General features: G+C 67.8%; 10 protein-coding genes. 6 read left to right on the top strand and 4 right to left on the bottom strand.

Annotated elements, in window-relative coordinates; genetic code table 11:
- Positions 1-275: 275 nt before the first annotated feature.
- The 5 genes from OV427_RS45750 to OV427_RS45730 all read left to right on the top strand — a co-directional run bounded on the left by OV427_RS45750 (position 276) and on the right by OV427_RS45730 (position 5,555).
- Entirely contained in the window at positions 276-1,970 is a 1,695-nt protein-coding gene (locus OV427_RS45750; protein WP_267862546.1) for an HAD-IG family 5'-nucleotidase, read from the top strand.
- Positions 1,971-2,162: 192 nt separating this feature from the next.
- Complete coding sequence (locus OV427_RS45745; protein ID WP_267862545.1) at positions 2,163-2,675, top strand: hypothetical protein; 513 nt, start codon at positions 2,163-2,165, stop codon at positions 2,673-2,675.
- Positions 2,672-3,439, top strand: a complete 768-nt coding sequence (locus OV427_RS45740; RefSeq protein WP_267862544.1) for a hypothetical protein — start codon at positions 2,672-2,674, stop codon at positions 3,437-3,439. The genes OV427_RS45745 and OV427_RS45740 overlap by 4 nt, the downstream gene beginning before the upstream one ends.
- Positions 3,440-3,571: 132 nt before the next feature.
- On the top strand, positions 3,572-4,843 hold the full coding sequence (locus OV427_RS45735; RefSeq protein ID WP_267862543.1) for a glycerophosphodiester phosphodiesterase family protein: 1,272 nt from the start codon (positions 3,572-3,574) through the stop codon (positions 4,841-4,843).
- Between the two features lie 118 nt (positions 4,844-4,961).
- On the top strand, positions 4,962-5,555 hold the full coding sequence (locus OV427_RS45730; RefSeq protein ID WP_267862542.1) for a Uma2 family endonuclease: 594 nt from the start codon (positions 4,962-4,964) through the stop codon (positions 5,553-5,555).
- On the opposite strand, the gene OV427_RS45725 is transcribed toward OV427_RS45730, so the two are convergent.
- Genes OV427_RS45725 through OV427_RS45715 form a run of 3 tightly spaced genes read right to left on the bottom strand, consistent with a single transcriptional unit; the run spans position 5,552 to position 8,448 of the window.
- Positions 5,552-6,424 carry an aminotransferase class IV gene (locus tag OV427_RS45725; RefSeq protein ID WP_267862541.1) on the bottom strand — a complete coding sequence of 291 codons (873 nt, stop codon included), beginning with the start codon at positions 6,422-6,424 and terminating at the stop codon, positions 5,552-5,554. The genes OV427_RS45730 and OV427_RS45725 overlap by 4 nt on opposite strands.
- Before the next feature lie 23 nt (positions 6,425-6,447).
- Complete coding sequence (locus OV427_RS45720; protein ID WP_267862540.1) at positions 6,448-7,638, bottom strand: P1 family peptidase; 1,191 nt, start codon at positions 7,636-7,638, stop codon at positions 6,448-6,450.
- A gap of 24 nt (positions 7,639-7,662) precedes the next feature.
- On the bottom strand, positions 7,663-8,448 hold the full coding sequence (locus OV427_RS45715; RefSeq protein ID WP_267862539.1) for a class I SAM-dependent methyltransferase: 786 nt from the start codon (positions 8,446-8,448) through the stop codon (positions 7,663-7,665).
- Between the two features lie 228 nt (positions 8,449-8,676).
- Between OV427_RS45715 and OV427_RS45710 the strand changes: the two genes are divergently transcribed.
- A complete protein-coding gene (locus OV427_RS45710; protein ID WP_267862538.1) occupies positions 8,677-10,920 on the top strand; it encodes a di-heme oxidoredictase family protein in 2,244 nt (747 codons plus the stop codon).
- A 142-nt stretch (positions 10,921-11,062) separates the two neighbouring features.
- On the opposite strand, the gene OV427_RS45705 is transcribed toward OV427_RS45710, so the two are convergent.
- The gene (locus OV427_RS45705) at positions 11,063-11,581 is read right to left on the bottom strand and encodes a hypothetical protein (protein ID WP_267862537.1); all 519 of its coding nucleotides are present in this window, start codon (positions 11,579-11,581) and stop codon (positions 11,063-11,065) included.
- Between the last annotated feature and the right edge of the window lie 57 nt (positions 11,582-11,638).

Here is an 11,638-nt window from a genome sequence, read left to right as displayed (position 1 = left end):
GGAGGCGGGACGCGACGGCTCGTCGGCCCGCCTGGAGGCCAGCCGGACGGCGGGCGTGGGCGCGCGGGTGCTCACGCGGAGCCGGGCCTCCAGGAGTCGCACGCGGTCTTCGAGCGCGGAGATCCGGGCGGACAGGCGCGCATGGACCTCCTCGGGACTCTCCGAGGGCTGGCGTCGGGCGGGCGAGCGCATTGCAGAAGGTGAGCGTGCCACGCTCTCTCTGGACCGGCAAGGACGAGCCGAGGGGACACGCGCGTGGTATGTGTTGATGTCCCGTGCCCCAGACTCTCTCTCCCTTCCGACCCATCCCGGGCGGGCCCGTGCAGGACCCGCTACACGGGAGTTTTCGTTCTCCACTCAACCAGGCTCGGGCGGCGAGCGCCTCTCGGCGCGCCCACGAGCTGCTGGCCGACGAGGGGCTCACCCGGCTGCTCACGCTGCCACGTGAGCGGCGGGACGTGGTGCCGCGAGCGCGCGAGGTGTTCGTCAACCGCAACCTGCGCATGTCGAGCGTGGAGCTCATTGGCTTCGACATGGACTACACGCTGGCCATCTACCACATGCGCCGGCTGGAGCAGCTCTCGTTCGACATGACGCTGGCGAAGCTGGTGACGGAGTACGGCTACCCGCCGATGGTGGGCGGCCTGCTCTACGACCACCACTTCGTGATGCGCGGGCTGGCGGTGGACCGCGTCAACGGAAACATCCTGAAGATGGACCGTTTCGGTCACGTGGGGCGTGCGTACCACGGCTTGCGCCCGCTGAAGCCCGAGGTGTGGCGCGAGCTGTACCGCAACAAGCGGGTGCGGCTGCGCAACCCGCAGTTCGCGTGGAACGACACGCTCTTCGCGTTGCCGGAGACGTGCCTGTTCGCGGGCATCATCGAGCTGATGGAGTCGCTCGGGCAGCGGGTGGACTACGGGAAGCTGTACGACGACATCCGCGAGGCCATCGATACGATCCACCGGGACAACTCGCTGAAGTTCGAGGTGCGCAAGGATCTGGGTCGCTACGTGTTCCTGGACCCGGAGCTGGGGCCGGCGTTGCACAAGCTGCGCTCGGGTGGGAAGCGGCTGTTCCTGCTGACGAACTCGGCGTGGGACTACACGGACGCGGTGATGAAGTACCTGCTGGACGGGCAGCTGGCGGAGTATCCGAGCTGGCGGAACTACTTCGACGTGGTGGTGACGGCGGCGGGCAAGCCGGGGTTCTTCACGGAGGGGCGTCCGTTCCTGGAGCTGGACGCGACCACCGAGGAAGGCCGCGTCATCGGCGAGGCGAGCTCGTTGGACCGGGGAAAGGTGTACTCGGGCGGCAACCTGGCGCGGTTCGAGGAGCTGACGGGGTACCGCGGGGAGAACATCCTCTACGTGGGTGACCACATCTACGGCGACATCCTGAAGTCGAAGAAGTCGTCGCTGTGGCGCACGTGCATGGTGGTGCAGGAGATTGAAGACGAGATCACCTACACGGACTCGCGGCAGGAGGAGATTGGGACACTGTCGCAGGTGGAGGTGGTGCGCGAGCGTCTGGATGACGAGGTGAACCACCACAAGACGCTGCTGAACGCGCTGGAGCGCAGGCTGGAGCGCGAGCCGCTGTCTCCGTCGGAGCGCGTACAGGCGGAGGAGCTTCGGAAGCAGACGAAGTTCGAGCTGGACCGGATGCGCCGGGCGCTGAAGGACGCGAACGAGATCGCGGACACGCTGGAGCAGGACGTCGAGGAAGGCTTCAACCCGTATTGGGGGCTGCTGTTCAAGGAGGGCAACGAGAACAGCCGCTTCGGGTACCAGGTGGAGCAGTACGCCTGTCTGTACACGAGCCGCGTGTCGAACTTCCTGCACCACTCGCCCATGCAGTACTACCGCTCGCCGCGAGACAAGATGCCGCACGAGCAGGCCGGTGCACTGTCCGCGGCGCTGTCGCCCATGGGCGGCGAGGGCCCGCCGAAGGGCGCGGGGAAGGACTGAGTTCCAGGAAGACTCCACGGATACGGAATACGTCGACGCAGTTCTCTGCGCATGCGTACGGTGGTCAGCATGGACCTCCGTGTCGTGCCACGCTGGATTGTGGCGTCAAGCCTCGCCCTGTTGCTGACTTCTTGTGGCACCACCGGGCGCACGTCGCCCGGCGCGTCGAGTTCCACGGAGCCGTCCCGCCAAGTGCTCGTCATTCAGGAAGCGCGGGACGGTCAGGTGTCCCATGCCTGGCGTCCCTTGAGTGAATTTGCGTCATCCTCCCCGGCCCTCCCGAGCAACGGGCATCTCGATGGACCTGTCGCTCTCGCATCCTTCAACCGTGACTGTGAAGCAGAGCAGGATTCATGCGAAGCGATGTGCAAGGCCAGCTTGAAGGGTCGCAACTGGACTCACGCAAGCGCGGGTTCCAAAAAGGAAATCTGTATCGCCAGGTGCAGGCCGGCATTTCTGGATTGCAGCAGGCTCAAGGAGGCGGCCGAAGCCGCCAAGCTTCGGGTCCGCTTCCCCGCCGTCGACAGCGCGGTGGACTGGCTGAAGCAGCACCGCCGCGAGCTCGTGGTGGGCACTGTCGTCGTCATCGCGGGCGTCGCGTTCGTTGTCGTCGTTGCAGGGAGCGGTGGCACAGCCCTGGTCCTCGCACCGGCCGTCTTGCTGGTATCCTCCGAGCCCCACTCCACGCCTGCGGTGGCGCCATGACGAACCTCGCTGCGCTCGCGGAAGCACACCCGGTGATTGGGAGGCGTTGGAGTCAAAACCCGCCACGCGATCAGGCTCGAATCCTGCTCCTCGCACGTGACGCCCTGGATTTCATCTCTGCCACTGGGCAGCGGTACCCCTTTGAAGACTTCTTCAAGCGGCTCGACTCTCTCGGCGTGACTCCTCGAGGCGGCCCATCGGAACTCCGAGGCCTCATGGAGAAAACGAGCCGCTTCTTCGAGCAGGTGCGCGCTGAGCCTGAGCTCCCGGAGGAGGAGGCACAGAGCCAGGCCATCCTCGACGCGATTCGCTACATCGATGCAACCGGCCAGTTGGAAGCGTTCGCCGACTTTCGGGAGCATGCAGAAGCGGACGCTCCTCCCTACGTCGTGGCCTCGTTCGGCACACGGGAGGAGGCGGAAGCCTGGCTTGCGAGCCACCCCAATCCCCCAGACCCCGCCGACGTGCTCATCGGCAACGGGTATCATCACGTCGTCCACGATCGCGAAACGAACCTGCGCCGTCTGCCACGCAACCGCGCTCTTCAGTGGTACCTTGAGGAACTCGTGGAGAAGGAGCCCCCCGTTGCCGTGGCATCCTTCGAGACGCGCGAAGCAGCGGACGCCTGGTTGAGAGCGCAGGACGCTCCGGCCAGACGGGCCTGGGTAAGCGTGGGCGGAGCTCTCCACCTCGCGGCGTATTACCCGAACATCCACCACCGAGCCCTGTTCCCGTTGGCCCTGGTAGATGGCACGAAACCGTGACGGCATCGCGGATGGCGCCTACGGAGCGCCGCTCACGAATCGTGGCTGAGTCTTGACGCAACGGACCCGATGAGGACGTGCAAGGTGCGCGCGCTTTTCGACCCCGAACTCCCGCAAGGAGCCGTGCGCCTCATGACTCCGACGAGACTGATGACCCTCGCCGCAGTAACCCTCACCGCGTGCCTCGCCTCCCCTTCCGTCGTGTCCGCCAGGGACAACGAGCTCAAGCCCCCGCGCCGTCTCAACGTCCAAGTGGGCCCTCGCCCCTACTACCTCGTCGAGGACATGGACGAGAGCCCCCTCAAGCGGAAGCTCCAGCAGTGCTCCGAGGGCCCGTTCTACAAGACCGAGTTCTCCATCGCCCACCGCGGCGCCCCGCTCCAGTTCCCCGAGCACACCAAGGAGTCCTACGAGGCCGCGGCCCGCATGGGCGCTGGAATCCTCGAGTGCGACGTCACCTTCACGAAGGACCGGCAGCTCGTGTGCCGCCATTCGCAGTGTGACCTGCACACCACCACCAACATCCTCGCCATCCCCGCGCTGGCGGCGAAGTGCACACAGCCCTTCCAGCCGGCGAACCCCACCACGGGCCGCGCGGCCTCGGCGCTCTGCTGCACCAGCGACATCACCCTCGCCGAGTTCAAGCAGCTCTGCGGGAAGATGGACGCGTCCAACCCGGCCGCGACCACCGTGGCCCAGTACCTCGGGGGAACGGCCAACTGGCGCACGGACCTGTACTCCACCTGCGGCACCGTCCTCTCCCACAAGGAGAGCATCGAGCTCTTCAAGAAGCTCGACGTGAAGTTCACCCCGGAGCTCAAGGCCCCCAGCGTGCCCATGCCGTTCCAGGGTGAGTACACGCAGCAGCAGTACGCCCAGCAGATGATCAACGAGTACAAGCAGGCGCGCGTCGACCCGAGCGACGTCTGGCCGCAGTCGTTCGACCTGAACGACGTGCTCTACTGGATCGAGCACGAGCCCCGCTTCGGCAAGCAGGGCGTGTACCTGGACGGCCGCTACGAAATTCCGGGCACCATCTTCGACCCGAACAACCCGACCACCTGGGTTCCCAGCATGGACGCGCTGGTCGACTCCGGAGTGAAGATCATCGCGCCGCCCATCTACGTGCTCCTCACGCTGGATTCGGCGGGGAAGATCGTCCCGTCGGCGTACGCGAAGGCCGCTCGGGCCGCGGGCCTGGACATCATCACCTGGTCCTTCGAGCGCGCCGGCCCCCTGAAGACGGGCGGCGGCTTCTACTACCAGTCCGTGGCCCCTGCGATTGACAACGACGGGGACATGTACGTCGCGCTCGACGTGCTCGCCCGCCACGTCGGCGTCATCGGCATCTTCAGCGACTGGCCCGGCAGCGTGACGTATTACGCGAATTGCATGGGCCTGTAGTCGCGCCGGCAGTGAATGTCAGACCCCTCTGTAGACTCCCGCCCTGGCAGGTTGACTCCCCAATGAATCGGGTGCCATACGGTCAACCTGTCAGGTTGTCTCTCCGGGAGGCGTGCGCATGGGGCAGGACAAGGGGAAGATGCCGGTTTCCTACGAGGACATCGAGGCTCTTCCGCCGGGATGGGTGGGGGAGATCGTCGCGGGTGAGCTGTACGCCTCACCCCGTCCCGCGGTCGGGCACCTGCGTGTCATTTCAAGCCTGAGCGCACTGCTGGCCCTACGGTTCGATATGACACCGACCGGCCCGGGAGACTGGTGGTTCCTGCACGGGCCCGAGCTGCACTTCGAGCCCAACGTCCTGGTCCCTGACATGGCCGGGTGGCGACGCGAGCGGGTTCCGGAGCCGACAGACCCGAAGACGCCCTGGCTCACCGCCGCGCCGGACTGGCTGTGCGAGGTGGTGTCCCCTTCAACGCGAACGCTGGACCGGGTGCGCAAGATGCCCGTGTACCACCGCGAGGGTGTGCAGCACGCCTGGCTCATCGACCCCGTGCGCCGCACCCTGGAAGTGTACGGACGCGGAGAGAACGGCTGGGTGCGGACGGCCCTGTACGGCGGGAACACGGTGATTCGCGAGGCCCCCTTCGAGGCTGTTCCCCTGGACCTGGGACTCCTGTGGTCCCCAGGCCCCGGCGGTGCGGTCTATCCCTAGAGCCCGAGCTCTGGAGGCGCCTCCAGCCCCATCCGCTGGAGCAGCGCCCGCTGCAGCGCAAGCGTTAGCGGCCCCGGCGTCCCCTCCCCCACCTTCGCCCCGTTCAACGTCACCACGGGCTGCACGTCCGTCGTTGTACCGGCGAGGAACACCTCCTGGAAGCGACCCCGGTCATTCACCGCCACCGGCTGCTCCTTCACCGTCATCCCCAGCTCGCAAGCCAGCGCCAGCACGTGGTCCCGGGTGACGCCGGGAAGGATGCGCTGGTTCTTCGGGTGCGTGTGGAGCACGCCGTCCATCACGATGAACACGCTCGTCGAGGCGCCCTCGGTGATGACGTTGTCGCGCACCAGCACGGCTTCGTACACGCCGGCATCTCGTGCCTGCTGCTTGGCCATGATGTTCGGCAGCAGGTTGACCGTCTTCAAGTCGCACCGCGCCCAGCGCAGGTCCGGCAGCATCAGCGCGCTCACGCCTTCCTTCCGCTGCGTCCACGGCACCTGGAACGGCGAGGCGGACAGGTAGAGCGTGGGCGGAGTCCCCGCGGGCGGAAACGCATGGTTGCGTGGCGCGGCGCCCCGGGTGAGCTGCAGGTACACCGTCGCCTGTCGCCCCTTCAGCCCGTTGGCCTCCAGCAGGTGCTCGCTGATGCCGCGCACCTGCGCCTTGTTGAAGCCCTCCGGCGTCGGCAGCGTCAGCTCCTTGATGCCCCGCTGCAGCCGATCCCAGTGCTCGGTCTCCGCGAACAGGCCGCTCGGGAGCACCCGCGTCACCTCGTACACCCCGTCCCCGAAGAGGAAGCCCCGGTCCTCCACCGACACCCGGGCCTGCTCCAGCGGGAGGAACTCCCCGTTCAGATAGACGTGCATGCGCGCCTCCGAGTGCTCGTGCCTCAGGGTCTCCCGGCCTGCCCGATTCCATGCCGGCGCAGCACCTCGCGCACGCTCGACAGGGGAATCGCTTCCACCTTCTGGCCATTCCCGCTCACCGTGCTGGCCATGAAGAGCGAATTGTAGATGGCCTCCTCCGTCGCCTCCACCACCGCCTGGAACAGCGGCGACAGCGCGTCGTTGCCCAGCGTCTCCGCCGTCAGCCGCTCGGCGTTGAAGGCCCGGCGCACCGAGTCCGCCGTGGAGAACGCGATGACGTAGTCCCCGGAGCCATTCGACGCCGAGGACCCCGTGCGTCCCAGCCCCAGCGTGGCGCGCTCCGCCAGTCTCCTGAGATTCCGGTGCTCCAGCGGCGCGTCCGTGGCGACGACAATCATGATCGACCCGTCCCCTCGCTCCTCCACATCCTTTTGGAACGCGTAGCGCCCCAGCGCCCTGCCCACCGGCGCGCCCAGCACCTGCAACACGCCTCCGAAGTTGGACTGCACCAGCACACCCACGGTGTAGCCGCCCAGCTTCTTCGGCAGCACGCGCGACGACGTGCCGATGCCTCCCTTCCACCCGAAGGCCACCGTCCCGGTCCCCGCCCCCACGCTGCCCTCCACCACCGGCCCCGTGGACGCCTGCGCGAGCGCGGCCCGCACCTCCTTCTCACCCACCGGCCGCGTGCGGATGGCGTTGAGCCGCCCGTCGTTCGTCTCGCCCACCACCGGGTTGATGGAGCGCACGTCCTCCATGCCGGGCTGCTCCAGCATCCAGCCCACCAGCGCATCCGCCACGCGCCAGACGCACAGCGTGCAGGTGAGCAGCACGGGAGACTCCAGCTCTCCCAGCTCGTTCACCTGCGTGCTGCCGAGCAGCTTGCCGAAGCCATTCGCCACGTGGATGGCGGCCGGCACCCGCTCGCGGAACAGGTTCCCTCCGTGCGGGAGGATGGCCGTGACGCCCGTGCGCACCGAGTCGCCGGCCATCAGCGTGGTGTGCCCCACCCGCACGCCGGCCACGTCGGTGAGGCCGTTGTGCGGCCCCGGCGTGAAGATGCCCGGCGCCACCCCGAGCTCCCGTGCCCGCACACGTGCCTCCGCAGGCGCCTTCTTCTCGTCCGCCATCTTCTCCTCCTTCGGGGCGAGCGCGGCCGCCGGTCCCCCCATCAGCAGGCCCAGCACGCACCACGCCCGTGCAATGCGCCGCATCCACCACCTCCAGGCAGGAAACCCCTACGGAACCGCCACCGGCCCCAGCCGTCCCCAGACGACGTCCGTGAAGCGCGAGCCCGGCTCCTCCGCGAGCCCGAGCTTCTTCAGGTCATCCGAGTACTTCGCCCCCTTCACCACCACCCAGCGCCGCGCCACCCGGCGCCCTTCCGCCAGCGTCTCCGGCGTCAGCGGCGCGTGCTCGGCGAAGCGGCGCAGCACCTCGAACGCGGGCTGCGCCTTCTTCGGCTTCGCGAACATCGGGTCGAAGAAGACGACGTCGAACGCGCCGGACGGCAGTGTCTTCAGATACTCGCGCGCATCCGCGTGCCGCACCTCGATGGGCCCCGAGTCCGGCCCCAGCTCGTAGCGGCGCAGCCCCTCCCCGGCCACCACGCCCAGCGCCAGGCTCTTCTCCAGTCCCACCACGCGCCCCGTTGGTCCCACCGCCAGCGCAGCCACCAGCGCGTCCTGCGCCAGCCCCAGCGTGCAGTCCAGCACCGAGTCCCCGGGCTTCAGCTCCGCCACACGCACGAAGGCATCCGGCTCGCCCTCGCGCAGGCGCATGCGGCGCAGGTGGGCCATGCCCGCGTGGAAGGCGAACGAGCCCTCCGCGTCCCACAGCGTCACGCCGTCACCGCCCACCACCAGCAATGCGTCCGTCTTCACCCCGAGCCACGGGGCGATGCCTTCCTTCGAACGACGGGGAAGGAACGGCAGCCCCCAGCGCGACGCCACGGCGCGGGCCTCGCGAATCTGGGCCGCGTCCACCTTCGTGCTGGTCGTCACCGCGAGCGGAATCGGAGCCATTCGAGGCCGCCCATCCTGCCCGACACCGCGCCCGTGGCAACGCCTCCGTCATGCGCAGATGACGCTCCGCATCAAGCCCCGCGGGGCAGTCGCACACCCGACAGGGGCAGACCTGCTTACCGAAATTTATAGGAATTCTAATCCACCTGCCCTAAGTCTAGACTTCCTTCGGATGGTGAAGAATGTCACCCACCCCCTCCGTCCGAAGTGGCTCGCTGGGAGAAAACCATGCGCAACAGAACAGCAGGACTTGCAGTGGTGGTTCTCGTCACCGCCCTTCTGGCGTTTGACTCATTCGCGGCAACCTACGGCGCCACGCAGTCTGGCTCCTCCGCCATCTTCTACGTCGACACCACGTCGTGGGCGGACATCCACCTCATCAAGAACAATGGAGGGCAGCTCAACTACCGGATGGCCATCATCAACGGCCGCAACGAGTACACGGTGACGGGGCTCGTCGCGGGCGACTTCATCGACTACTCGTTCACGTACTGGGACGTGTCCTGCAACTGTGCCAAGGACACCGCGTGGGCGCGGTATACGCACGGCGGCACGCAACCTCCACCCGTGGACTCGGGCACGCCAGACGCCGGCCAACCTCCGCCAACGGACGCCGGCCAGCCTCCTCCGACGGGGAACATCGTCCCCCTCTTCGACAACACCACGGCGCTGGAGCCGGCCACGGTGGAGAACACCTCCACGGCCATCATCACCCGCGTCGGTGACCGCGTCCGTGATCGCCACGCGCGCGAGGACGAGTACCAGGCCTACGACCACTACCTGCAGTTCTACTTCCAGAACCGCACGCACAACGTCGAAATCATCGACGAGGTCGCCAAGGGCGGCAGCCGTATCGTCGTCAACCTCCGCACCATCTACCCGTACGACAGCCCGGACTTCCGCGCGTTCTTCCGTGGCCTCAACACCGTGGCCGAGTACTTCCACAACGCGGACTTCACCACCGTCAACGACTACCTCTACACGGCCAGCGTGAACTTCAACGCGAAGGAAGGCCGCGCCATCCGCATCGGAGATCGGATGGAAATCGAGATTGGTGTCTTCCTTCGGGCACCGGTGGAAGGCCGGTTCAACTACTACTCCACGGCCATGCTCTACATCGTCGGCACCGGCGGCATCGCCCCGTTCGAGGTGTCCGGCGCGCAGGAGGACTCGTTCCCCATGCCGGCGGCCGGCCTGAGCGGCGGCGCGACGACGCAGAACCAGCCCATGTCCAACGAGCCGGACAACCGGTTCCTGCAGATGGCGATGAACATGGCCCCGGTGAATGCGCAGCCCTTCGTGGATGGCCGCCGCCTGCACCACACGAACTTCGGGGACGGCAGCCACTCCGAGCAGCCCAACCCCGTGTACACCGCACAGGCGAACAAGCTGGGCCCCAACTTCGTCTCGACGTCCTGCATCTCCTGCCACGTGCAGAACGGCCGCGGCCTGCCGCCCGCCGTCAACACCACGCTGGGCAACTACGTGGTCAAGGTGGGCAACGCCAGCGGCGGCGCGGACGCCTTCCTCGGCTTCCGCCTGCAGCCCCGCCGCACCAGCGGCACTCCCGAGGCGGACGTCCGCATCTCCGGGTGGACCAACAGCAGCGGCACGTTCGGCGACGGCACCGCGTACCAGCTGCGCAAGCCGACCTACAGCTTCACGAATGTCATCCCCACCAACTACTCCGCCCGCGTCACGCCGCAGCTGGTGGGCATGGGCCTGCTGGAGGCGGTGCCGGAGAGCGCCATCGCCGCGCTGGCGGACCCGAACGACAGCAACGGGGACGGCATCTCCGGGAAGATGCAGACGGTGCGTGATCCGGAGACGGGCGCGACGCGGCTGGGCCGCTTCGGCTGGAAGGCCGGCGCGGCGAAGCTGAAGCACCAGGTGGCGGACGCCCTCGTGAATGACATGGGCGTCACCTCGCCCGTCTTCACGGCCATGGACTGCGGCCCGCAGCAGTCGGGCTGCTCGGGCACCAGCACGGAGCTGGCCGCGGCGGACCTGGACAAGCTCACGCGCTACATCGCGCTGCTCGGAGTCCCGTCGCGCCGCGACTACCGCGACGCCACCGCCCTGAGCGGCGAGACGCTGTTCGCCAGCGCGGGTTGCGCGAAGTGCCACACGGCCACGCTGACCACCAGCCAGTACCACCCGAACGCGGAGCTGCGCAGCCAGACCATCCACGCATACACGGACCTGCTGCTGCACGACATGGGCTCGGGCCTGGCCGACAACCTCGGCGAGGGCCAGGCCACGGGCTCCGAGTGGCGCACGCCCCCACTGTGGGGCATCGGCCTGACGGCGGGCGTCAGCGGCGGCGAGGCCTACCTGCACGACGGCCGCGCCCGCAACCTCACCGAGGCCATCCTCTGGCACGGCGGTGAGGCGCAGAACGCGAAGAACGCCTTCTCCGGCATGAGCGCCGCGAACCGCGCCGCGCTGCTCAAGTTCCTGCAGTCGCTGTAGCGGAGCACGGGGAAACGGCCACCCGGGCTGCACGCGGTGGCCGTTTCGGGTTCAGCGCCGAGTGACTTCCCGCACTCGAGCTGACCCAATCGGGGCCCGTCACGGAGACACGTGTCTCCGTGATGGGCCCCTTCGCGTCAGCTCAGCACTCGTTGCCGCCGTTGACCTCCACGGTCATCACGAAGCGCGCCTGGTTGAAGACGAGTGTGTAGAAGTGACCGGTGGAGCAGTAGTCCGGCTGCGTCTCGCGGCTCCAGCCGTACACCACGGCCGTGTAGCTCTCGCCGGTGTTGATGTACCGCTCGATGTCGTTGGCGAGCGTGGTGCCAATCTGCGCGCGGACCTGCGCGCGCGTCAGCGTGGCGCCGTACTGCCAGGGCATCCGCGAGTCGCTCACCAGCTCGATCGCGAGCGGTGCCGCGTCAGCCGGGCTCACCGTGCCGGTGACGGGCTCGTTGATTTCCAGCGCGTGCACGTCCGCGCCCACCTGCGCGGCGGTGGCGGCGAGCTGCGCGTCCAGCGCCGTCTCCACCAGTTCGATGTTGGTGACGGACTGCTCGGTGGTGGTGGGCTCGGGCTGCTGCGTGGGCTGGGGGGCGGGGCCACACGCGACGAACAGGGCGCTGCTCAGGAGGAACGACGGGAGGGTGAGACGCTTCATGGACTTCCTCCGGGGGGATGCCCGCCGGGCGAGGTGCCTTGCGGGTGTGCTCGGGAT

The sequence above is a fragment of the Pyxidicoccus sp. MSG2 genome (genome assembly GCF_026626705.1).
In the GTDB taxonomy this organism is placed as follows: Bacteria; Myxococcota; Myxococcia; order Myxococcales; family Myxococcaceae; genus Myxococcus.
Note: the sequence above shows the minus strand (reverse complement) of the source record. Positions and strands in the feature narration are given on the sequence as shown.

Excerpts from the sequence above, each read along its gene's own strand:
- OV427_RS45740 (WP_267862544.1), top strand. The coding sequence starts at position 2,672 with ATGACGAACCTCGCTGCGCTCGCGGAAGCACACCCGGTGATTGGGAGG.
- OV427_RS45735 (WP_267862543.1), top strand. The coding sequence starts at position 3,572 with ATGACTCCGACGAGACTGATGACCCTCGCCGCAGTAACCCTCACCGCG.
- OV427_RS45730 (WP_267862542.1), top strand. The coding sequence starts at position 4,962 with ATGGGGCAGGACAAGGGGAAGATGCCGGTTTCCTACGAGGACATCGAG.
- OV427_RS45725 (WP_267862541.1), bottom strand. The coding sequence starts at position 6,424 with ATGCACGTCTATCTGAACGGGGAGTTCCTCCCGCTGGAGCAGGCCCGG.
- OV427_RS45720 (WP_267862540.1), bottom strand. The coding sequence starts at position 7,638 with ATGCGGCGCATTGCACGGGCGTGGTGCGTGCTGGGCCTGCTGATGGGG.
- OV427_RS45715 (WP_267862539.1), bottom strand. The coding sequence starts at position 8,448 with ATGGCTCCGATTCCGCTCGCGGTGACGACCAGCACGAAGGTGGACGCG.
- OV427_RS45710 (WP_267862538.1), top strand. The coding sequence starts at position 8,677 with ATGCGCAACAGAACAGCAGGACTTGCAGTGGTGGTTCTCGTCACCGCC.
- OV427_RS45705 (WP_267862537.1), bottom strand. The coding sequence starts at position 11,581 with ATGAAGCGTCTCACCCTCCCGTCGTTCCTCCTGAGCAGCGCCCTGTTC.